This is a genomic window from Rossellomorea yichunensis, assembly GCF_032337515.1.
Classification (GTDB): Bacteria; Bacillota; Bacilli; order Bacillales; family Bacillaceae_B; genus Rossellomorea; species Rossellomorea yichunensis.
This window is the reverse complement of sequence record NZ_JAVYAD010000006.1, coordinates 323,700-345,662: the sequence shown is the minus strand read 5'-3', so window position 1 is coordinate 345,662 and position 21,963 is coordinate 323,700. Positions and strand designations below refer to the sequence as shown.

Sequence of the window (21,963 nt, the reverse complement as noted above, 5' to 3'; positions counted from 1 at the left end):
GAACCAGGAGGTGGGACGTATGAGAACATTAAAGCTCATTGGCCAAGGATTAGAAAAGTTCGTGATGTACCTAGTTCTATTCCTTATGGCCGTTTTGGTTTCTCTTGTCTTCATTCAGGTCGTCCTTCGATATGTCTTCTCGAATGGGCTGGTCTGGGTAGAAGAGCTTGATCGATACATTTTTGTTTGGTTAATGTTTTTAGGAATTGCAATGGGCGTTTATAAACAAAAACATATTGCGATTACGGCAGTGGCCGATCGACTGAAAGGGTTCTCGAAAGGCATTCAGCTTCTCGTACATATCATTACAGGATCCTTTTTAGCCGTTTTGTGTTGGCAGGGAATTCAATTCGTAGAGGTGAATATGACCGGCACGGCGGCTGTACTGCCTATTAATCTGGGAATCATTTATTCAATTATACCCCTTTCAGGTTTCATTGCGATGATCTTTGTTGTCGTATTAATCGCCTCATCCAAGGAGGAGAAACGATGATTTTATTACTGTTTATAGCCTTTTTTGTCCTATTGATCCTGGGTGTGCCGGTTGGGATCTCTTTAGGAGTCGCCTCGATTATCACCATTTTATGGGAAGGGGTGGTCCCGCTATTACTGATTCCCCAAAAAATGTTCGTTTCCATGAATAGCTTTACATTACTAGCCATCCCATTCTTTATGCTGACGGGTGTCATCATGGATAAAAGCGGATTAACGCAAAGGCTTGTAAACTTTGCCGACTCCATCATTGGATGGACGAAAGGCGGCATGAGCTATGTGAGTGTCACTTCCGGGATGATGATGGGAGGCATTTCAGGATCCGCCCCTGCTGATACAGCTGCACTAAGCAGTGTCATGACGCCAAGTATGGTGAAACTAGGCTATCCAGCACGCTTTGCCGCCGCATTGCAAGCAGCATCAGGATCCATTGGCATTATTATTCCACCGAGTATTCCGATGGTTGTGTTAGGCGGAATTGCCAGTATTTCCGTCGGGAAGTTATTCTTAGGAGGAATCATTCCCGGTATTCTCATTGGGATTCTATTTATGGTGGCGTCGAGGATCATTTGCATCAAGAAAAACTATGGTGTATCTAAATCCAACTCGTTTTCATTCAGCTATTTCATCGACAGCTTTAAAAAAGCGATACTCCCATTATTTGCTCCGGTCATTATCGTTGGCGGGATTTTAACAGGCGCCTTTACACCTACAGAATCCAGTGTCATTGCGGTTGTGTATACGTTAATCCTGGGATTGTTCGTTTATAGAAGTATTCAACTTCGAGACTTGTCATCGATTTTCATGGAAGCCGTCATCAGTTCAGGGAATGTGTTGTTAATCATTGCCGCCTCCTCCCTGTTCAGCTGGATCCTTGTGAGCCACAACTTCCCACAGATCCTGAGCAGTCTCATCACAAGCGTATCAGACAGCCCGTTCTTTATTATACTCGTCATCAACCTGATCTTTATCGTTGGCGGCATGTTCATTGAAGGGCTTGCGCTGTTAATTATGTTTGTTCCCATCCTATTACCCATCGCCATGGGTGCCGGAATGGATCCAATTGTATTCGGGGTTATGATTGTTATTAACATTGCGATTGGAACACTGACTCCTCCGGTAGGTGTCTGCCTGTTCGTGGCATGCTCCTCCGCGGGCGTTAAGCTCGATCATGCGATGAAGAGTGCCATTCCATTTGTTCTGGTGCTTTGCTTTGCACTCGTTTTAATCGTGTTGTTTCCGTCGATTGTTACGTTTATTCCTAATTTAATAGAATGATTATTATTATGACAGAAGGAGAGAGATACATATGACTAAGAATCTATTTGATTTAACTGGAAAGGTAGCCGCCATCACGGGGGCTACGCGTGGTATTGGACGGTCAATGGCAATGGCCCTGGCAGAAGCCGGAGCAGATATTGCCTTACTTCAAAGGAACCCGGAACAAACTGATGTGAAGGAAGAAATTGAACAGTTTGGTAGAAAGTGCTCCATTATACCATGTAATCTTGAAAAGGAAGAGGAAGTGAAATCTGCTATTCCCAGTGTGATCTCGACATTTGGAAAGATTGATATTTTAGTAAACAATGCCGGTATTCAGCGCCGGTCGCCTTCTGTTGATTTCCCTGAATCCGATTGGGATGATGTGCTGAATATCAATCTAAAAGTGGTCTGGCTATTATGTCAGGAGGCAGGACGTCACATGGTTGCGAAAGGAGAAGGCAAAATCATCAACACCGCTTCCCTCCTTTCTTACCAAGGAGGATTGACCGTTCCAGCCTATGCAGCGGCAAAAGGCGGTGTGGCACAACTCACGAAAGCCCTCTCGAACGAATGGGCCAAAGAGGGTGTGAACGTCAACGCGATCGTTCCAGGTTATATTGCCACGGACATGAATACAGCCTTAATCGATGACCCTATCAGAAGTAAACAAATTCTTGATCGGATTCCAGCAGATCGATGGGGAGAACCGGATGATTTCAAGGGTACCGTCGTTTATTTAGCTTCGGGAGCTTCGAATTATGTTCATGGGCATTTGGTGGCTGTTGATGGGGGGTGGCTTGGGAGGTAGTTTGATGATTTAAGTTTTACTACATTTAAACGAATCCTATATAAAGGCCACTGGAAACCTGCCCTTTATATAGGATTCTTTTATAAATTCCCACAAACATAAGGATGCTAAATTATGGAGTGGCAGGTGTTTTGTAAACACTTTAAAAAATATGTTCTTTCTGTTTCTGGTGGATAGTCATGAGTAGCCAAGTGAATAAGGGCATGTATTGTGGTCTGATTATTAAGTGAAATATTTTATTAGTGTTTGAACAAGAATGAGCTTGAGGTTTGGTGCCTCAAGCTCATTTTTTCATCTGTTTATAGGGTGGAGCCACAGAAAAAGACGTGCCCCCTGATACGTCTTCACTCCCCTATTATCGCTTCTCTTTCTTCTGGCTTTTGATATACTTCTTCTCTTCCTTGGTACTTAACAGTCCGGTTGCCACGCCGATATTCCCTTTCCTCATTCTCCAAATCTTATTATGATCGCTGACGGCACCAGAGAAATCTCCCTCTTTCCAGCTCGTTAAGATTTCTTTATAGGTGTGTTCACTTTTATAGTTATTGATTTCTAATTGCCCTAACAAGTAAGCGATACGTTCATCGGTTATCTCAAAGAATGACCATTTTTCTTCAGCTTCTACCTTTTGGTGACTCATCGCATGTATGTATTGCTGAATCAGATCTTCACTTAACGGTGTCTTTACTTTTTCCCCGAATGGATTTTCTTCACCCGTTTTGGTTTGAGGTGCAGTAGTGGTTACACCCGCTGTCGAGACCACATCTGTCTGATTGATTTCATCCGTTGTGCCGGCATTATTTAAACTGCTTACTGCAATATAGACTCCGATGGCCGTCAAGAGCAGGACGCTTCCCACTATGATGGTGAATGATTTTTTTCGCAGCATGGTTCTCCCCCTGTATGGAATCTCTATTTTTCTGTAGTACTACTTCTATTCGTTAGGCATAATGTCCTGCAAGTATTTGTAAATGAATTGTTATCCTTCCATACTTTTCAATGGTCCTAAAGAGATGGTCGCTAAGTTGGTTGTATTCCCCATCTGATTTCTATATAATTACTCAATGTTTGTAAATTGATTTCCAGTCTACATAAGAGGAGTTTTGATAGATTTGAAGAATCAGACGTGGTTATCCGTTCAGTTCTTTGCGATTTTTTTCACATGGGGAATTTTCATCCCTTATTGGACAGCGTGGCTGGTCGAGAGTAAGGACTTTTCCATTTCGGCTGCAAGTACGGTGATTGCGGTTGGAATGATTGCCCGGTCGTTTTCGAGCTTTTTCCTGTTTCCAAAGTTGAGTCAGACGGTTTCGTTGGGTCGACTTTCTCGGTGGCTTGTGTTGATTTCCGGGGTTGCATTGCTACTGTTCCTGCCTATGAATTCCTTTGGGATGATTTTGGTGTGCATGGTATTGTTCAGCCTTGTTTACCCGATGATGCTTCCGATGGTGGAGAGCATGGCGGCTGTGATGATGAAGGAAGATGGCATTGATTATGGGCGGAGCCGTTCCTGGGGATCGATTGGGTATACGGTTGCGTTGCTTGCAGTTGGATTTTTGACTTCGATTTTTACCGAGGGGGCAGTGATTTATCTGTTGTTCGGTGGGATTGTGGTCATATTGCTGTCATCTCTTGCGAAGCTGCCACAGTCCATGAGTGGTACCCGTGGTCAGGAAAAGCTTTCATACCGGGGATTGCTGAAATCCCGTAAGTTTGTCTGGGCCATGGTAATTGTTGTCTTGATTCAGGGGGCACATGCTTCATACTATAATTATGGTGTGCTCTATTTGAAGGAATTAGATGTTAGCGCCGTTTATATCGGCGTGATTTTAAATATTGCCGTGTTGTCTGAAATCCTGTTCTTTACGTTTTCAGATCGTTTGTTAAAAGGGCGAAGCATATCGGTCATGTTTATGATATCAGCAGGGGCTGCTGTGACGCGTTGGACTTTGTTGTTCCTATTCCCCAGCACCCCTGTATTCATCTTTACCCAAATCTTTCACTCTCTAACCTTCGGATTGACACATTATGCTTTTATGCGGTTGATTTATGAAGAATTGGAGAGCAAGGATATCCCCGCTGCACAGGGAGTGTATACTTCGTTGGGTATGGGATTGAGTACGGCGATTCTGACGTTTATCGGTGGTTTCTTGTATGATATTTCGCCCGGTTCTGCGTTTCTAGGAATGGCGGTTGTCGTGCTTCCTTGCGTGGTGCTTGGTGGATGGATGTATTGGAAGTATGACCGAGTGGCAGATGGTGTGCTTAGTTATAAATAGAGTTTGTCGGGAGACCGTTCAGGATGTTGATTCTGGGCGGTTTTTTTATGTGAAGTTTTTCGTGTAGACGGTCCCTTTGGTGGATCCCTCCGTTTTGAGATTGAGAGATTGCAGGATCAGTGTGGCAGACCTGGGCGATGACAGGTTCAGGAAGTTTCGCAGTTCCCGATTGGTGATAGTGGGTTTGATGAGAAGGAAGTAATCTTGGATGGCTTTATGGTGGGCTGTTTTGGACAAGTGGTGGCAGTTGGAACATTGCCATATGCCTGTCTTCCTATTCATGATGTGAAGACATTTTTCACACTGTACACCTTTTATGATGTCTGTTTCGGTTAACTGATAGGTTGTGAGTATTGATGAATACTTAGGTTTGTGTTGATTCAGTAAGAGTCGCTTTACTTTTTTGATGTTGATTACTTCCCGGGTGTATTGTGTGTTTAACTTGCTGATTTCTCTCACGATGTTTTGGGCGTGGATGATTTTGTCGTAAGGAGGGATTCGTTTATGACCGGGAGCCATCTTCAGAATCGTTGACGGATGACTGAAAACCACCAGGAATTCGATTGGGGGACACGGAAGCTTATTATTCAGGAACCACTTCTGAAGGAGCAGTTTCTGGCGGTTGACCTGTGTGATGGGATCTTGATAGCCGGTTTCGATTCCATTGAACTCCTTGGAAAGCTGATTGAATTCGGGGTCTATCGTAAGGATGCCGGAAATGTTTTTTATTTCGATTGGGAGTAAATAGTAGGGGGTGACCAGCAGGCTATCGATTTGGAAGTCATGCGGTTCCATTGGCAGACTGAGGTCGTTGAAGATCATATATTTTTTATCCGTCAGGAAGCTTAAGTGATAATCGACTGACCGTTCCCCTGCGTATCCCGCTTTCCTTTTTTTGAAATCCTGTTCGATGAGAGGCCTTTTCGGGTGATCAAGTGGCTGCAGCCTTTTGAGTAAGGCTTCGGTTTGGAGGAGTTTGTGGGGAGGTATTCGTTTTTTTACATTCATTTGTTAAGGAAACACTCCTTTTGGGTTGGAATATAGAATTATTCTACTTTTTTGAGGAAATTCCTGCTTTTTGATGGGATTTTGTTTAGGATTGTCTTTTTTCAGCTGGAGTGGCGGTCCTTTACGGGAATTGTGGAACGGGTTGGGGATGAGATTTCGGGCTGGGCATGTCTTGGTGGAGGAATTGATCCCCTTTCAGAAGGATTCAATCCCGATTTCGGATTATTGATCCTGTTTGAAATTTATTGATCCTGTTCCTGATTTATTGATCCTCTTTCCCATTATTTGATCCTCCGTGTCGAATTTTCTCGACGATGTATGTCTGCGTCAGATCCCATCACCAACCGCTCTCCCATCTCCGACAACAGGCAGAGACCCGGTTGTTGAAACAGCGTATCTTCGGATACAAGTGTTTTGGCCATACTGTATCTACTTTTGAACACAAAGTGACTTTAGATTGTCTTTTTTTAGCTGGAGTTGGATCCTGAACGGGGGCTGTGGGCCGGATTAAGGGGGAAATGCTTGATCAAGTATGCCTTCGTGGAGGAATTGATCCCCTTTTAGAAGGATTCAATCCCGATTTCGGATTATTGATCCTGTTTGAAATTTATTGATCCTGTTCCTGATTTATTGATCCTCTTTCCCATTATTTGATCCTCCGTGTCGAATTTTCTCGACGATGTATGTCTGCGTCAGATCCCATCACCAACCTCTCTCCCATTCAGACAACAGGCAGAGACCCGGTTGTTGAAACAGCCTATCTTCGGATACAAGTGTTTTGGCCATACTGTATCTACTTTTGAACACAAAGTGACCTTAGATTGTCTTTTTTAAGCTGGAGTTTGATCCTGAACGGGGGTTGTGGGCCGGATTAAGGGGGAAATCCATGATCGAGGATGCCTTCATGGAGGAATTGATCCCCTTTCAGAAGGATTCAATCCCGATTTCGGATTATTGATCCTGTTTGAAATTTATTGATCCTGTTCCTGATTTTTTAATCCTCTTTCCCATTAATTGATCCTCCGTGTCGGATTTCCTCGGAAATAATACAAATAAAAAACGCCCTGCTTAGGCAGGACGCTCCATAATATTAGTTAAATCTCTTATATCCGACAAACTTAGGATTCCAATACGTGTTGCTCAGCTTCGAAATCGTTACCCCGCTGTCTGAGGCGTGGACGAATTCTCCATTTCCTAGGTAGATCCCCATATGGCTGATGCCGGCTTTGTATGTATTCTCGAAGAATACCAGATCCCCTGCTTTCGGGCTTGATACGAAGGATGATTTGCTATAGTAGCCGTCTGTGTTGGTACGTGCAATCGATTGTCCTGCCTGGTTGAATACATAGTAGATGAACCCGCTGCAGTCGAAGCCGGATGGTGATGTTCCGCCCCATGCGTATGGAGTTCCTACGTATTTCTTCGCAATGTCGACGACACTTGAAGATGGAGTCTGCGATCCGCCGTCTGACGTTCCTTTAATGGAAAGCTTTTGACCGACATAGATGTTATCGGAGGTTAATCCGTTCCATGACTTGATGGATGAAACGCTCACATCATAACGGATAGCGATGTGGGATAACGTGTCCCCGGATTGGACGGTGTAGGTACTAGAGCCTGATGGTGGCGGTGTACTTGTGCTTCCTGAAGAAACGACCAGCGTTTGACCAGGATAGATGACGTCACTCTTTAGATTGTTCCACGCTCGGAGTTCAGCGACATACACATCAAACTTTGCACCGATTTTTGACAGATAATCACCTGATTGAACGGTATACGTTTTAGCAGAAGTACTGCTTGGTGCTGAAACTTCAAGAACTTGGTTTACATAGATCATGTCGGAGCTCAGGTTATTCCAGCTCTTCAGGCTTGAAACAGATGTATCATATTTATAAGCAATCACCGAAAGGGAATCCCCTGATTGTACGCGGTAAGAAGCCGCTTCCGTTGAATTGACAGCAACTGACGAAAGTAATGCAGCAGTAGTAAAGGCAATAATGGTTTTCTTCAAAAAAATTGTCTCCTTTATCGGGTAATGTCGAATTTTGTTGCTTGTCCATTATGGAGGAAGAAGACTAAGAGTTTAATAGGCTAAAATTCTTATATGAAGAAAAATAAGGAAGAAACCCCAGTATAATAGCGTTTAGTAATTTATGGTTGTATTACCATTATCGGTAACCTGCTGATAAAGTTCCTCTTTCCGTCCTCCATTAATGAGTCAGGTAGGTGAATGTGCTTATTTCCTCAAAGGAACGCGTCACCCCCCGTCTCGTGCGCTTTAGAAATTTATGGTTGCGCTTTCATTGCTGATTTGACGGCTTTATAGGGCTTTCCTCTCTATTTTTCGCAAGAGCACTGGGTTTCTCACCTTTCCTATGAACCATTCAATCCCATGCAGTCCCTCCCTATTACCCACTCACCGATTCCACCAAGAAAATTCTGAATGACAAGACTATTTTTATAGATTAAAATGAATAGAATTTATATTTATGTATACAAGGGGCGGGTTGGATTGGCGGAGAAAATTAGGCTGTCAAACTTTGAATCTCTCAGGGTACTGTCGATGGTCATGATCGTCTTGTTGCATTTCGGTACCTACGGATTTTCAAAATATATTGCGATATCAGAGCTAAGCACGGTGAATCAATATCTATTCCATTTCATAAAGGTGCTTTGTATCGTTGGGGTCAATGTGTATGTGCTGATAAGTGGATATTTTTTATGTAAGTCACAATTTAAAATGAGCAAAGTGTTAAGGGTCGTTCGGGAAACGTTCATTTTTTCGGTTCTTATTTTTGCCGGATTGACGGTCTTACAATTAACGGATGGATCCTATACCAGCTTTATCAGGTCGGTATTCCCGGTGTATCTGTCCACCTACTGGTTCATCACCGTATATATCGCATTGTTTATGCTTTCACCTTATTTAAATATCTTGATCAATCAGCTATCAAAGAAGGATTACGGAAAATTCCTCTTCCTATTATTTATGATCAATTGTGTATGGCAATTTTTCCATCCGTTGGGGAGCTTCGGGGTAAACAGTGGCTATAGCATCGTGCATTTCATCTTCCTTTATTTTGTAGCGGGCTATTTACGACACCACGGACAGTTTCTGTCTGCCTTAAACAAGCACTATTATTTAAGCGTTTACATTTTACTGGGAGCCGTTACGGCCATGGTTTTACTACAATCGTGGGAATTACCATTTAAGCTGCTGTCGTATAACTCCCCTGTCATTGTTGCGATGTCACTTGCACTGTTCTTATTCTTCTCGAAACTTACGTTTGTATCTAGACCGATTAACTTCCTATCCGGATATGTGTTGGGGGTTTACTTGATCCATGAGCATCCGTTGATCAGGCAGCGGTTGTGGAACAACGTGATGGAGTGGATGAGCACGGGGAATGAATCTTTATTGATTGTTCAATATCTGTTGTTTGCCGTTGTGGTATTCGGAATTTGCCTGGGGATATCTTATGTGGTTTACTCGATGATCAATTATAAGACCCTCTTAAAGAAGAAGGATCCAGTTAAAAAGGTGAAGATGGCCGGTTGATGTCCTGAGATGAAAGAATGCACGCCAGCTGGAAATCAGCTGGCGTTTTTCATTGGATTTGCAAACTAAGTGTCAAAAAGCGGTTTACTTTTAGTAAAAACAGGTAAATTTACATATAAGTGTAAAATATTAAGGAGGGGTACTTTGGAAGCTTTGATGTATGTGTTCAATATTATTATTGCTGTCTATCTATTTATGGATGCCAAAAAGCATGACAAAAATCCATGGTTATGGGGGATCCTTGGACTGCTGTTCAGTTTCATCACATTAGGAATCTACTGGATCATAACTGGCAAGAAACTTTTGGGATGGTTGATCCTCATCGCCTATATCGTGTGGATCATATTAGGGTTTATTGGCGTAGTTGCAATTGGTATGTTTGATGCCCTAAATTAACTAAGATTGAAGGATTAATGGAAGATGTCTGCTTTGTTTTGCAGATGTCTTTTTATTCGAAAGGAGGTTCCATATGTGGGAGGGATATACCAAGAAGGTAGACAAAGGTTTCGAACTGGTTTATTTCAGGCTCACTTATAGAAGGAAAATGATTCGAACCCTTTGGATGACCCTGCTACTCCCAGTTTTGTATTTTCTTTTAAGATTTATCGGGCTGGACCTTTTCTACACCTGGATCTTTCTCGCGGCCTTCTCTCTTGGTCATCTGGCTCAACTATTTTATACCTATTATATGTGGAACAAATATGAGAGAGATCGTAAAGGATAGGTTCTGATTGGAGGCACTTTCCCTGGTTACAGGGGGTGTCTTCTTGTTGTTTGGGATAAAAAGGTGGAAGTTATAAGGCCACTCAACCACTTCTTCAATACTCCATGTTCCTTTTCTTTTATAAAAGTGAAATCAACCACAATCTCCACATACAAGTTTTGTTTTGACTACCTTCAAATGAAAACGCTACACTTTTCCATTGACAACTTGTATATACATGAATACAATAATAGTACATCTTGTATATACAACAAGATTCCTCTTAAATGAAAGCGTTTCGCTTTATCGGAAGTTTTTTACGAAAGCATAGAGAGAAGCGTTTTCCACATACTATTTAGGGGAATTCCATTAATAGAAATGAAAGCGGGTTCAAGACAAATTTCGACATTTTTCGAGAATTGTCATGCACCATACCTAAAGGAGGGAATTTCATGAGCGTGAAACGTGAAGACGTTCTGGAAATTATTGAAGCGATTGGCGGCAAGGATAATATCCGTACAGCCACTCATTGTGTGACTCGTCTTCGATTGGTATTGAATGATGAGAAAAAGGTGGATAAAGAAAGATTAGAGGCGATTGATCTTGTGAAGGGTTCATTCTCTTCCAACGGTCAGTTCCAAGTTGTCATCGGACAAGGTCTTGTAAATAAAGCGTATCAAATTTTAGCAGAAGAAACCGGGATTGAGCAGGCTTCAAAGCAGGATGTGAAGGATGCCGCTACTCAAAACCTGAATCCATTGCAGCGTGCGATCAAGGTATTGGCGGATATCTTCATTCCGATTCTGCCGGCGATCGTAACAGCCGGTTTGTTGATGGGTCTGAATAATATTTTGACCGGGCCGGGGATTTTCTATGATGAGAAATCGGTCATTGATGTTCATAAGCAATGGGCCGATTTCGCTTCGATTATTAACTTGATTGCCAACACGGCCTTTGTGTTCCTGCCAGGGTTAATTGGTTGGTCAGCGGTCAAGCGTTTTGGGGGAAGTCCATTACTCGGTATTGTATTAGGTCTTATGCTTGTTCATCCGGACTTACTTAACGCTTGGTCTTATGCAAGTGCAGAAAAGATTCCTACGTGGAACTTATTCGGCTTTGAAGTCGACAAAATTGGGTACCAAGGACAGGTTCTACCGATTCTATTCGCTTCCTATCTATTAGCGAAAATCGAAATGTTCCTGGATAAGAGAGTTCATGATTCCATCAAGCTCTTAGTAGTTGCGCCAGTTGCACTCTTAATTACTGGGTTTGCTTCATTTATCTTGATTGGACCGGTTACGTTCTTTATCGGTAACCTTTTAACAGACGGTGTGGTTTGGGTATTCGATTCTGCTTCCTGGTTAGGCGGATTGCTGTATGGTGGTCTCTATGCGGTAATGGTTATCACAGGTATGCACCATACCTTCCTTGCAGTAGACTTACAGCTAGTCGGAAGCCAAGGTGGAACATTCCTATGGCCAATCCTGGCACTATCGAATATCGCACAGGGTTCTGCAGCCCTTGCGATGATGTTTGTCGCGAAGAAGGAAAACGAAAAGCTTCGTGGCCTGGCAGGTACGTCTGCCATCTCTGCTTATTTAGGAATTACAGAACCCGCGATGTTCGGGGTTAACCTGCGCTATCGCTACCCATTCATCAGTGCCTTAATCGGATCTGCAATCGGTGGTGTCCTGTTAGCGATGACAGGAACAAAAGCTTTCTCCATCGGTGTAGGTGGATTACCTGGTTTCCTATCGATCATTCCTGAATACTGGCTATCATTCTTTATCGGAATGGCCATCTGTATCGTCGTGCCATTCGTCCTGACAATGGTATGGTCAAAATTCAGCAAAAACGAAGTAGCCTAATAAATAGAAAAAGAAAACAGTTGTAACAACTTGTATATACAAGTTAAACTAAGGGGGACAAATCAATTCTAACCACAAGCCTGTTCAGGTTATGTGCAGTGGATGATTGTCTCCCTTTTGTTTAGTTGTTTTAAGGGACGGACCTCCGAAAAGCTTGCAGTAGTGCGGAGTGTCCAGTCTCATTAGTGAAAAATTAGAGGAATATGTGTTGGAGGTCCGTCCCTCTTGACTGACCTTAAAAAAGCAAAATCGCAGAACAATCATGTTTGACGGCCATGGTTGTATATAAGCGAAATCGATTGAGGTCCGTCCCTCAAAATTATATTTAGGATGGTGTATAAGGTATGAAGCAGCCTTGGTGGAAGAAGTCGGTTGTGTATCAGATTTATCCGAAGAGTTTTTATGATACGTCTGGGAATGGCGTTGGGGATATTAAGGGGATTACGGCTAAGTTGGATTATTTGAAGGAGCTTGGGATTGATGTGGTGTGGTTGACGCCTATTTATAAGAGTCCTCAGCGCGACAACGGATACGATATTAGTGATTATTTCAATATTCACGATGAGTATGGGACGATGGAGGATTTCGATGAGCTATTGAAACAGGCTCACCAGCGTGGAATCAAGATCATCATGGATATCGTCATCAACCATACATCCACGGAGAACCAGTGGTTCATTGAGTCCCGTAAGTCGAAGGACAATGAATACCGCGATTTCTACATTTGGAAGGACGGCAAGCCGGATGGTTCCGAGCCGACAAACTGGCAGTCCAAGTTCGGCGGCAACGCCTGGCAGTATGATGAGGAAACAGGTCAATACTACCTTCACCTCTTTGACGTGACCCAGGCTGACTTGAACTGGGAGAACGATGAAGTCCGCCAGAAGCTTTATGACATGATGCACTTCTGGCTGAAGAAAGGCGTCGACGGCTTCCGCCTGGACGTGATCAATCTCATCTCCAAGGATCAGGACTTCCCTGACGATGACGGTTCGGTCGCTCCTGGAGACGGACGAAAGTTTTACACTGACGGTCCCAAGGTCCATGACTATATGCAGGAAATGAACAAGGAAGTCTTCTCTCAATACGACATCATGACGGTCGGGGAAATGTCTTCCACAACGATCGATCATTGTATCAAATACTCACGCCCTGACCGGAACGAGCTCAGCATGACGTTCAACTTCCACCATTTAAAAGTGGATTATCCTAACGGGGAGAAATGGTCAGTCGCTGACTTTGATTTTCTGAAGCTGAAGGACATCCTCTCTACCTGGCAGCGTGAAATGCATGAAGGCGGCGGCTGGAACGCCCTATTCTGGTGCAACCATGATCAGCCCCGTATCGTGTCCCGCTACGGAAATGACGGTGAGTACCGTAACGAATCGGCGAAGATGCTCGCAACAACGATTCATATGATGCAGGGTACCCCTTATATTTATCAGGGTGAAGAGTTCGGGATGACGAATCCGAAATTCACAAGCATCGATGAATACCGTGATGTTGAGTCGATCAACATCTTCAATATATTAAAAGAGCAAGGTAAATCTGAAGAAGAGATTTTAGAAATTCTGCGTCACAAGTCACGTGATAACTCAAGAACGCCTGTGCAGTGGAATAGTGATGAAAATGCCGGATTTACAAGCGGCACTCCTTGGATTCCTGTGGCGAAGAATTATACAGAAATCAATGCAGAACAAGCCTTACAAGACGAAAATTCAGTCTTCTATCACTATCAGAAGCTGAATCGCCTTCGCAAAGAATACGACATTATAGTGGATGGTGACTATCAATTGATTTTAGAAGATCACCGAGATATTTTTGCTTATGTCCGAAACGGTGAAGGTGAAAAACTGCTTGTGGTGAACAACTTCTATGGACATGAAACGAAATTCACTCTTCCTGATAAGGTCGATGTTGAAGGCTGGTCGAGCGAAGTGTTGTTGTCTAACTATGAAGATACGGCGAACGTTTATAAGAACATAACATTACGTCCTTACGAGTCTGTTGTGTTTCATTTTAAAAAGTAAAAGATAAAAGGCATTGTTCCGACAATGCCTTTTTCTAATGCTACAAAATCATTTTTAAAATAATAGGTGTAAACAACCATATTATGGGTATATAGTATGCAAAAAGGCTCACTCTTTTCACATGAATTCTTTCAGGAGAAATTACCCATTTATCCCGACCTCTTCCATTTGATACCATATACTACGTATGCCTTACCGAATATACAAAAAATGAATATATAAGGGGATGAAAGACGTGTCCTATTTATCCTATTTAACTTCACAGCTTCACGAAAAAAAAGAACAACTTATCCGACTAAAGAATGCTTATTCTTCCGTCAATCAGCTCCAGGGAGAATTTCTCCGGCATCAAACGAGCATTACTCATCCCGAACTCACTTCTTCCACTTGGCAGGGGACATTAGCCAGAAAGTTTATCGAAGTCCGCGAAGATGTCATATTATCTTATAAAGATATGTCTCAAACCCAGATGGACACCGCCATCATGAGCATAGAAGATAAAATTTCCTCGATTCGGTCACAGATTCAATCACTGGAAATAAGCATCGCAAACGAACAAGAGCGCATCGAGAGGGAACTTAGAAGGGAGGAAGGAATGTGAGTCAGGATATTAAGCTGCGGTTCTCCGATATCAATGAAGCACTGGCTGACATACAAGCTGCCTCTGAATCATTTGAAACGTCACTCTCCAAAGATATCGCCTCCCCCAACCAACTGGACGTTGTCAGGAGATTGAATGAATTAAGTCATCTGTTCGAGGAAGTGGCAAACGTATATAAAAGCGTATTAATCGAAAACAATCAATCTGCAAGCAAGGCCATTGAAGACTTTAAAGAAGTGGATCACACGATCTCTGCTTCCATCATGTCACGCTAGGGGGAGAAACCGGACCATGAAAATGCTTGATAACCAATCGCTACATAGCGGTATTGAAGATTTGTTAAATAAACTGGAAGCACAGAAGAAACAACTCGATGAACTCCGGCGGGCTGTCGGTACCTTTACTGGATTGCAGGAGTCATTCAGCGGAAAAGGCGGGGAAGCCATCCGTTCGTTTTATCAGGATATGCACATCCCCTTCCTGACCTTTTACTCCCTTTCCCTTCAAAACTATGAGAGGACCCTTACAAGCCTTAAAGGAGCTTCCATTGAGCTGGAGTCTGATTCCAATGGGTTGATTCGTCAAAGTTTTTTGGATGGAGAGTTAACCGATGGGTTGAATAAATCCGAAACCGTCACCTGCGACCTCGTGGATGAAACAAACGAAACGTTGAACTCCATTAGCGACATTGTCCATGTCCCCCACATTCAGGACCAGCGATTCCTGGGTGATACGAAGAGGGCTCATCAGGAAATCACTCAAACCATTGATCACTTAACCTCTTTTGACGCTGACCAAACAAAAGCCCTGGATACAGTGGACCATGACATTCAGCTGATGAAACGTTATATTTATGATATACAGGGAATGTTTAAAGGCGGAAAACTCAGCGTGTCGGAATACTCGGGTACTGAGCTTGATCAATCATTTCACCGTCATCCATTTATGAATACACTGGAGGAAAGATTGAATTCTCGTAATCTATTATTATCAATGTCTACGATTCCTGGTGAGTATGGATCACTGGAAGAGCTTTTGATGCTCCAAACCAATCAAACCTCTTATAATAACGACTTAGCCGTAGCTGGTAATGGAACTGCCCAGACCCAATACGGTTTCTGCCCTCGACCGCCGAGCACCACTGTCAGCTACGGGAAGCCACATGAAGATATGATGGGATCCGATGGGGTTGGAAATGCAGGGGCGTTATTTTCTGCTGATTTGAAAGAAGGAACCAGTGAAGCCAAACTATTTGCTTCGATGGTGGACACGAAGTATATGGATGATGTTCCCGAATTTGTCGATCAAAAGGTCCTTTATACTGATATGGGTGCTGCAATGCCATATACTCCATTAGCTTTTGGTAAATCGGTTCTTATGGGACAACAAATAGGCTTCAAAACGGAGGCAGGTATCTCAAAGTCCAGCTTTTCACATGACAATTCACCTCTTGGAGGGGATATAAGCTTTGGCCAGGGTGAGGCAAAGGTCAATTATGAGAATTATACTGCCAGTGCCGGGGCCGAAGTGAGTGCAGCAAAAGTCGAACTAAAGCTCGAGCCTCTAAATTTCTTCGGGTATGAACCCTTGGAGGAGTGGTTTGGGTTTGAGTATGATCCTTACGTAGGTGTCGACCTTTCCCTCGGCAGTGCAGGAGCCAGTGCTTCCGTAGGTTTAGAAACCAGCATATACGCGGCCTTGGGTATCGGTGTCGGAGTAAAGGGCGGATTCGAGGAAGACAAGGAAGACGAGTAAGGAAAATCAAGAAAAACGGGTGATATTGAGTTCATGAATACAAACAAAAAAAACGTTAAGAAAGCAGTACGCTTCGCATTATTATTTTATGCTATTTTTATAGGGTTAAGCGGAACCATTATGTTTTCCGTTTTGCTCCTTTGGGTGATTCCGAAAGATCAACTCTCAAATGTAAGCCTACCTCTGTCCATGATGGCTTTATTCATATATGGGACTTGTGTGGCGGCTCTAGTGATTCGATCAAAATTCTTCAAGAAAGAGGTCATTGCTAATGAATAATTCAACCCCCACCCTTCTACCGATCGGAACCGTCGTCAAATTAAAAAAAGTAGAGAAGCCGGTCATGATCTATGGACGACATCAGATACAAAAGAAAACAAACAATATTTTCGATTATATAGCCGTTCCTTATCCGGAAGGAAACCTGACAGACGAATTCAATGTCTTCTTCAATCGTGAGTTGATTGAAGATATCATGCATCCAGGGTTCGTTTCACCTGCCGAAGAATTAATGAGAGAAAAAGTAGAAGCAGAAATACAAAAAAACCAAAGAAATGAGAACAATCATCGTGAGGACTAAATATCTTTTTATTTTATTTGTACTGGTATTTTCTTTAATTGGCTGCAGCCAGACTCAAAGTAATCAACCTGAGGAAACTAAGGAAGAGAAGGTTCAGGAAGATGAACTTGATCCTGCAAAGCTCCTTCCTATCGGAACCGTCGTAAAGCTGAAACAGGTTGAAAAAAGCGTCATGATCTATGGGTATAATCAAATTCAAAACAGCACAAATAAGCAGTTCGACTATATCGGCGTCCCTTATCCGGAAGGAAATATTTCGCCCGACTATAACGTATTTTTCAACCGTAATTTAATCGAGGACATTCTACATAACGGCTATGTAACGGATGAAGATAAAAAAATTCGTGAAGAAGCCGATCGCGAGGATAACACTTACTAGGAGGTTTATCGATGTTCACAGACAATCCATCCATTAGAAAAATCGTACGGACCGGCCTGCTTGTATTCGCAATTATGGCCTTCATCAGTGGGACACTGCCACTGGCCATCATCAGTCCTGCCCTCCTTTCAGGCAACCCTATGCCTGATCAGTTTCCAGCATTTGCGATCATTGCCGTTGTCAATTATAGTTTTGCTATCGTTTTACTCTTGGTGCGGTCAAAATTTTTCAAGAAAGATTCAGATCAGCGTATACAATAGTAATCCTTATACATAAATTAGTTAACATTTATTCTACCTGTAGGAAAAAAAAGCTAGTCAGAGCTTGATGAACTATTCAACCGTTATCAACGATTGAAATGAAAAAAGGCTGCGCGCTAACGCAGCCTTTCATCTTATTCCGTTGCTTCCTCTTCCCCTTCACTAGCCAAGAAGAAAATCGCTGCAACCTTCCATCCATCTTCTTTATTATGGAAGACGGTTACCTGCTTCCCTGAACGGGTCACTTCCTTATCGCTGTTCGGGTCTTTCGTTGTCGCTTGGATATCAGAATAAACATCTGCTTTTTTTCCAGATGCATAGTTGATGATCTTCACGTTTTCCACCGTACGCTTTGAATCGACGGAGTCAAAGATTTGTTTCACATAGCGCTCTTCGTCTTCGTATTTGAAATTCACCGGTGTCTTCGAGATGACACTCATGTATGATTCGAAGTCTTCTTCGTTAAATGCCGTGATATATTGATTAAAGGCTTCGTTGATCGCCGTTTTCTCTTCTTCCGGGATACCCTCTGCTTCTTTCAGCTCGCTCGCATCCTCAACGATTTGTGTCATTTGATTCAGGGATGCCGCTTCGTCTGTTGCCGGGTCTTCACTTGGCTTTACCTCTTCCGTACTGTTTGTGTTCTCTTCCTTCTTCTCTTCGTCTGCACCACAAGCACCCAATAGTAACGTACTCATGCCAATTCCCAACATGATTTTCTTCCAATGCTGTTTCGACAATGCTCTTCACCCTTTTCTAAAATTTGCGCTATCTCCATTCTATTGAAAATATTCACAACACTCAAGTTCAATCTCATTTCTTCCTATTAATTATGGTAAAATACTAGCAGGTGATATTATGACGAAAAGCAATAAATACAAACAAATCTTCGAGGATCTCTCTAAAAAAATACAGGATGGCACCTATACAGCGAATTCAATCCTGCCATCGGAAAACGAGCTCTCGGTGATTTACGCCACTTCACGTGAGACTATTCGTAAAGCGCTTACATTATTGGCTCAAAAAGGGTTTATACAAAAACTGAGGGGAAAAGGGTCCCTTGTGCTCGATGTGTCGCGGATGAGCTTTCCGATTTCAGGGCTTGTGAGCTTTAAAGAGCTGCAGACCTCCATGGGTCGGGATCAGATCGAGACGTCCGTGCATGAATTTGGACTGATGCGTGCCAATGACCAGGTCGTTTCCCAGCTCGAGACTTCTGCAAACGCTGAAGTCTGGAAAGTCGTCCGCTCCCGTCAAATCAGCGGGGAAAGGATTATACTGGACAAATCCTATTTTCTGAAAGAACAAGTCCCTTTGTTAACGAAAGAGATATGCGAGAACTCGATTTATGAATATCTGGAGGGTGAACTCGAGCTCCCAATCGATTTTGCCAAAAAAGAGATTGTCGTGGAAGAATGTACCGATGAGGACCGGGAGTATCTTGATTTAGATAAGTATGATCACGTGGTTGTCGTGAAGAATTTTGTCCATTTGAAGGATGCAACATTGTTTGAGTATACGGAATCGAGACATCGGTTGGATATGTTCCGGTTTGTTGATTTTGCGCGGAGAAAGCATTAGGATGGATCCACTTCCTGGTCGGGAAGTGGCTTTTTTAGTGGTACACTGTATTAACAATCAAGCATCTGCCTGTTGTCGGAGATGGGAATCGGTACTGGTTGAGCCATATTCGTAAAGAATATTCGACAATGAGGATCAATTATTTAAATTTAGGATTAATAAATCAAAATGAGGATCAATAATTCCCAGACAGGATTAAAAATCCGAAATAGGGATCGAAACCAACTCAAATGGGATTAATTCCTCCACAGGGGTTATCCTCGGATTAGGAAATCACCCCTATATTCAGCCTTCAGTCCCATTCAAGATCCCATTCCAGCTAAAACAGACAATCCAATGGCCCAAACCTATCCAAAATTCCAATCAAAAAGCGGCCCTCCACCAAGAAGGGCCGCTCTCTCAACAACAAATTAACAATACGCATATCTCTCTAAACGTTATCGTACTTCAACCCAACCGTTCTTGATCGCAGTCACTACTGCCTGGGTACGGTCGTTCACGTTCATTTTTTGAAGTATATTACTTACATGATTTTTGACAGTTTTTTCACTGATATATAATCCTTCACCAATACCACGGTTACTCTTACCATCTGCAAGCATCTGCAGTACTTCACACTCGCGGCGCGTTAATAGGTGAAGCGGGCGGCGAACTTCGGATTGTTGGAATCCACCTGAGTTTTGGGCGTTTGCCAGGCGCTTGTATTCAGCAACCAGATTATGCGTCACTTTAGGATGGACATATGAACCGCCATCAGCGACAATCTTAACAGCGTCAACCAGTGCCTCTGAATCCATCTCTTTTAATAAATAACCTAGAGCTCCTGTTTTCAACGCATGGTTTACATAGTTTTCATCATCGTGGATGGATAGGATGATTACCTTCGTATCCGGGTATCTGTCCATCAGTTCACGTGTTGCTTCTACGCCGTTTGTTTCAGGCATATTGATGTCCATCAAGACAACATCTGGTTCGTGTGTTTCAACTAGGTTCATGGCTTCTGAACCGTCATCGCCTTCTGCTACTACGTTGAAAGAAGGTTCGAATTCAAGGATTCTTTTTACTCCCTCTCTGAAAAGCTGATGATCATCAATGATAACAATATTTGTTGCCATGTCTTTCGCCTCCCTAAACCTTGGAAAAATTTACTTATTAAGCGGGACCTGGATCAGTATGACCGTTCCTGTCCCTACTTTTGAGTCAATCGTGATGTCTCCTTCAAGAAGGTCGACACGTTCTTTCATCCCCATGATGCCAAAGGATCCCGTTTTTTGTTTCTCTTTATCGAATCCTTTGCCGTTGTCTTTGACAACAACTGTTATTTGGTCTTTCTTTACTTCTACCTTAACTTGAATATGTGTCGCTTCAGCGTGCTTAAGTGCGTTCTGAACACTCTCTTGTACTAATCGGAAAAGAGCGACTTCGAATTTTGAAGGAAGTCTGATATCGAGCCCCATATTCACAAACTGAATGGAGGTCTCCTGGTTATACTCTTCGATTGTACTCAAGTATTTTTTGAGGGTCGGGATTAATCCCAGGTCATCGAGCGCCATTGGTCTTAAATCATAAATGATGCGACGTACCTCATATAATGCTGAACGGACCATCCGTTTGAGATCACGAATTTCCTTAACAGCATCATCTGTGCTTTTTTCCCGAAAAACCCGCTCGATTAAATCTGAACGAATCAAGACGTTGGCCATCATTTGTGCAGGACCATCATGAATCTCACGGGATAAGCGTTTCCGCTCGTCCTCTTGTGCCTCGATGATTTGAAGGCCGAAATCCTGACGCTGCTTCGCATCCTCCAGCGCCTCATTCACTTGCCTTAAGTCACTATTTAAATAATTAAGAACGACGGATATTTGCGAGCAAAGATTTTCTGCCCGTTCAATCGTGTCCCCGAGTGCGTGTAACCGTCTTTCCAATTCATCCCGACGGTCTCTCAGCTGCTTTTCTTGCTGTCTATTCATGGATAGCTTCATTTGCAGGTCATGAGCTTTTTCATACGCTTCTCTAACCTGATCTTCTGAATAGGTTTGAAAGTGCTTGCTTACTTCAGAAAGTCTGAGACGTGCAAACTTCGATTTCTGTTGGAGGTGATCTCCTTCATCAATCACTTTCAAGACCATTTCTTTCACTTCCAGCAGTTCTTTCATCAATTCTTCATAATCAGTTCGACATTGCTCGCCAATCTGGAAGATTTCATCCTTACTTTCGTCAACCGTATCGACCATCTTTTTCAGGATGCTATCTAACATCTTGGTGTCTATTTTTTTAAGTGACACGGTACACCTCTCTTTTGTTCCACAATAGTAGTCAACCCAGAATTAAGGTTCATGAAGTTATTCTTACATAGTAATAATCGGATTATATCTTATAATTTTCAGTCTTATGGATATGTCCTTAGACCTAAAATGCATCTATTTAATAATCCCTTTTATCAATTCCATGTAAAATCATAAAACTCCTTTATTCATCTAGGCATATTCCTATGTAATACCTCTACCAAGGAATCTTGATTTCAGAAAAGAAGAAAATGAATGGTAATTTTCTAGACCATTCGGCTTCCTGTCCGAGGCTTTGGAACAACAGAAGTATTACTTTCAGCGTCCATTATACCATGTCACATATTGTCGGAGATTAAAGTTTGATTACATTGTATTACCATTATTTCATGTAAAACCAGTTTTTTCCGTTTATAATGGGAGGTGGTTATTTATATATGTGCAATCCGTTCTACTTTTATATATAGTAGATATTGAATACAAATGGGGATTAAACGCGGATTTCGCCA

Annotated in this window: 23 protein-coding genes; 17 read left to right on the top strand and 6 right to left on the bottom strand. The window is 42.6% G+C overall.

Annotated features, from left to right (window positions below):
• Positions 1–19: 19 nt before the first annotated feature.
• The 3 genes from RSX31_RS17950 to RSX31_RS17940 are packed head-to-tail and all read left to right on the top strand — an operon-like array spanning position 20 to position 2,563.
• Positions 20–493: a TRAP transporter small permease gene (locus tag RSX31_RS17950; protein ID WP_315635506.1), complete on the top strand. Its 474-nt coding sequence runs from the start codon at positions 20–22 to the stop codon at positions 491–493.
• Positions 490–1,770, top strand: coding sequence for a TRAP transporter large permease (locus RSX31_RS17945; protein WP_315635504.1), 1,281 nt, complete (start codon positions 490–492; stop codon positions 1,768–1,770). Before RSX31_RS17950 ends, RSX31_RS17945 begins: the two co-directional genes overlap by 4 nt.
• 31 nt (positions 1,771–1,801) lie before the next feature.
• Complete coding sequence (locus RSX31_RS17940) at positions 1,802–2,563, top strand: SDR family oxidoreductase (protein ID WP_315635503.1); 762 nt, start codon at positions 1,802–1,804, stop codon at positions 2,561–2,563.
• Positions 2,564–2,918: 355 nt separating this feature from the next.
• Here the strand turns inward: RSX31_RS17940 and RSX31_RS17935 are convergent, their stop codons facing one another.
• Positions 2,919–3,452 carry a DUF6241 domain-containing protein gene (locus RSX31_RS17935; RefSeq protein WP_315635502.1) on the bottom strand — a complete coding sequence of 178 codons (534 nt, stop codon included), beginning with the start codon at positions 3,450–3,452 and terminating at the stop codon, positions 2,919–2,921.
• A gap of 223 nt (positions 3,453–3,675) precedes the next feature.
• Between RSX31_RS17935 and RSX31_RS17930 the strand changes: the two genes are divergently transcribed.
• The gene (locus RSX31_RS17930) at positions 3,676–4,842 is read left to right on the top strand and encodes a 3-phenylpropionate MFS transporter (RefSeq protein ID WP_315635501.1); all 1,167 of its coding nucleotides are present in this window, start codon (positions 3,676–3,678) and stop codon (positions 4,840–4,842) included.
• Positions 4,843–4,887: 45 nt separating this feature from the next.
• Here the strand turns inward: RSX31_RS17930 and RSX31_RS17925 are convergent, their stop codons facing one another.
• The gene (locus RSX31_RS17925) at positions 4,888–5,850 is read right to left on the bottom strand and encodes a nuclease-related domain-containing protein (protein WP_315635499.1); all 963 of its coding nucleotides are present in this window, start codon (positions 5,848–5,850) and stop codon (positions 4,888–4,890) included.
• Positions 5,851–5,931: 81 nt separating this feature from the next.
• On the opposite strand from RSX31_RS17925, the gene RSX31_RS17920 reads away from it, so the two are divergent.
• Positions 5,932–6,099 (top strand): hypothetical protein, encoded by a 168-nt coding sequence (locus RSX31_RS17920; RefSeq protein ID WP_315635497.1) that lies wholly within the window; start codon positions 5,932–5,934, stop codon positions 6,097–6,099.
• An 841-nt stretch (positions 6,100–6,940) separates the two neighbouring features.
• On the opposite strand, the gene RSX31_RS17915 is transcribed toward RSX31_RS17920, so the two are convergent.
• Positions 6,941–7,861 carry a C40 family peptidase gene (locus tag RSX31_RS17915; protein ID WP_148996438.1) on the bottom strand — a complete coding sequence of 307 codons (921 nt, stop codon included), beginning with the start codon at positions 7,859–7,861 and terminating at the stop codon, positions 6,941–6,943.
• Between the two features lie 501 nt (positions 7,862–8,362).
• On the opposite strand from RSX31_RS17915, the gene RSX31_RS17910 reads away from it, so the two are divergent.
• The 11 genes from RSX31_RS17910 (at position 8,363) to RSX31_RS17860 (ending at position 17,585) form a co-directional block, all read left to right on the top strand.
• Complete coding sequence (locus RSX31_RS17910; protein ID WP_315635494.1) at positions 8,363–9,409, top strand: acyltransferase; 1,047 nt, start codon at positions 8,363–8,365, stop codon at positions 9,407–9,409.
• Positions 9,410–9,553: 144 nt separating this feature from the next.
• Positions 9,554–9,805: a hypothetical protein gene (locus tag RSX31_RS17905; protein WP_397548107.1), complete on the top strand. Its 252-nt coding sequence runs from the start codon at positions 9,554–9,556 to the stop codon at positions 9,803–9,805.
• A 759-nt stretch (positions 9,806–10,564) separates the two neighbouring features.
• The gene (gene treP / locus RSX31_RS17900; RefSeq protein ID WP_315635492.1) at positions 10,565–11,980 is read left to right on the top strand and encodes a PTS system trehalose-specific EIIBC component; all 1,416 of its coding nucleotides are present in this window, start codon (positions 10,565–10,567) and stop codon (positions 11,978–11,980) included.
• 344 nt (positions 11,981–12,324) lie between these two features.
• Positions 12,325–14,010 carry an alpha,alpha-phosphotrehalase gene (gene treC / locus RSX31_RS17895; RefSeq protein ID WP_315635490.1) on the top strand — a complete coding sequence of 562 codons (1,686 nt, stop codon included), beginning with the start codon at positions 12,325–12,327 and terminating at the stop codon, positions 14,008–14,010.
• Positions 14,011–14,245: 235 nt separating this feature from the next.
• Positions 14,246–14,611: a YwqH-like family protein gene (locus RSX31_RS17890; protein WP_315635488.1), complete on the top strand. Its 366-nt coding sequence runs from the start codon at positions 14,246–14,248 to the stop codon at positions 14,609–14,611.
• Entirely contained in the window at positions 14,608–14,886 is a 279-nt protein-coding gene (locus RSX31_RS17885) for a DUF5344 family protein (RefSeq protein WP_315635486.1), read from the top strand. Before RSX31_RS17890 ends, RSX31_RS17885 begins: the two co-directional genes overlap by 4 nt.
• Positions 14,887–14,902: 16 nt before the next feature.
• Positions 14,903–16,366 carry an LXG domain-containing protein gene (locus RSX31_RS17880; protein WP_315635485.1) on the top strand — a complete coding sequence of 488 codons (1,464 nt, stop codon included), beginning with the start codon at positions 14,903–14,905 and terminating at the stop codon, positions 16,364–16,366.
• 33 nt (positions 16,367–16,399) lie between these two features.
• Positions 16,400–16,645: a hypothetical protein gene (locus RSX31_RS17875; protein WP_148996430.1), complete on the top strand. Its 246-nt coding sequence runs from the start codon at positions 16,400–16,402 to the stop codon at positions 16,643–16,645.
• Positions 16,638–16,946, top strand: coding sequence for a DUF4176 domain-containing protein (locus RSX31_RS17870; protein WP_148996429.1), 309 nt, complete (start codon positions 16,638–16,640; stop codon positions 16,944–16,946). Before RSX31_RS17875 ends, RSX31_RS17870 begins: the two co-directional genes overlap by 8 nt.
• The gene (locus RSX31_RS17865) at positions 16,936–17,325 is read left to right on the top strand and encodes a DUF4176 domain-containing protein (protein ID WP_262372016.1); all 390 of its coding nucleotides are present in this window, start codon (positions 16,936–16,938) and stop codon (positions 17,323–17,325) included. Before RSX31_RS17870 ends, RSX31_RS17865 begins: the two co-directional genes overlap by 11 nt.
• Positions 17,326–17,336: 11 nt before the next feature.
• Positions 17,337–17,585 (top strand): hypothetical protein, encoded by a 249-nt coding sequence (locus RSX31_RS17860; protein WP_148996427.1) that lies wholly within the window; start codon positions 17,337–17,339, stop codon positions 17,583–17,585.
• Positions 17,586–17,719: 134 nt separating this feature from the next.
• On the opposite strand, the gene RSX31_RS17855 is transcribed toward RSX31_RS17860, so the two are convergent.
• The gene (locus RSX31_RS17855; protein WP_148970388.1) at positions 17,720–18,325 is read right to left on the bottom strand and encodes a Cif family virulence factor; all 606 of its coding nucleotides are present in this window, start codon (positions 18,323–18,325) and stop codon (positions 17,720–17,722) included.
• Positions 18,326–18,443: 118 nt separating this feature from the next.
• Between RSX31_RS17855 and treR the strand changes: the two genes are divergently transcribed.
• A complete protein-coding gene (gene treR, locus RSX31_RS17850; protein ID WP_148996426.1) occupies positions 18,444–19,166 on the top strand; it encodes a trehalose operon repressor in 723 nt (240 codons plus the stop codon).
• A 437-nt stretch (positions 19,167–19,603) separates the two neighbouring features.
• Here treR and RSX31_RS17845 read toward each other — a convergent pair whose 3' ends face one another.
• Positions 19,604–20,281 carry a response regulator gene (locus RSX31_RS17845; protein ID WP_044338399.1) on the bottom strand — a complete coding sequence of 226 codons (678 nt, stop codon included), beginning with the start codon at positions 20,279–20,281 and terminating at the stop codon, positions 19,604–19,606.
• Positions 20,282–20,311: 30 nt separating this feature from the next.
• Positions 20,312–21,454: a sensor histidine kinase gene (locus RSX31_RS17840; protein WP_315635477.1), complete on the bottom strand. Its 1,143-nt coding sequence runs from the start codon at positions 21,452–21,454 to the stop codon at positions 20,312–20,314.
• Positions 21,455–21,963: the final 509 nt, after the last annotated feature.

Coding starts and splice junctions, on each gene's coding strand:
- RSX31_RS17950 (WP_315635506.1), top strand. CDS start 20: ATGAGAACATTAAAGCTCATTGGCCAAGGATTAGAAAAGTTCGTGATG.
- RSX31_RS17945 (WP_315635504.1), top strand. CDS start 490: ATGATTTTATTACTGTTTATAGCCTTTTTTGTCCTATTGATCCTGGGT.
- RSX31_RS17940 (WP_315635503.1), top strand. CDS start 1,802: ATGACTAAGAATCTATTTGATTTAACTGGAAAGGTAGCCGCCATCACG.
- RSX31_RS17935 (WP_315635502.1), bottom strand. CDS start 3,452: ATGCTGCGAAAAAAATCATTCACCATCATAGTGGGAAGCGTCCTGCTC.
- RSX31_RS17925 (WP_315635499.1), bottom strand. CDS start 5,850: ATGAATGTAAAAAAACGAATACCTCCCCACAAACTCCTCCAAACCGAA.
- treP (WP_315635492.1), top strand. CDS start 10,565: ATGAGCGTGAAACGTGAAGACGTTCTGGAAATTATTGAAGCGATTGGC.
- treC (WP_315635490.1), top strand. CDS start 12,325: ATGAAGCAGCCTTGGTGGAAGAAGTCGGTTGTGTATCAGATTTATCCG.
- RSX31_RS17880 (WP_315635485.1), top strand. CDS start 14,903: ATGAAAATGCTTGATAACCAATCGCTACATAGCGGTATTGAAGATTTG.
- RSX31_RS17875 (WP_148996430.1), top strand. CDS start 16,400: ATGAATACAAACAAAAAAAACGTTAAGAAAGCAGTACGCTTCGCATTA.
- RSX31_RS17870 (WP_148996429.1), top strand. CDS start 16,638: ATGAATAATTCAACCCCCACCCTTCTACCGATCGGAACCGTCGTCAAA.
- RSX31_RS17860 (WP_148996427.1), top strand. CDS start 17,337: ATGTTCACAGACAATCCATCCATTAGAAAAATCGTACGGACCGGCCTG.
- treR (WP_148996426.1), top strand. CDS start 18,444: ATGACGAAAAGCAATAAATACAAACAAATCTTCGAGGATCTCTCTAAA.
- RSX31_RS17845 (WP_044338399.1), bottom strand. CDS start 20,281: ATGGCAACAAATATTGTTATCATTGATGATCATCAGCTTTTCAGAGAG.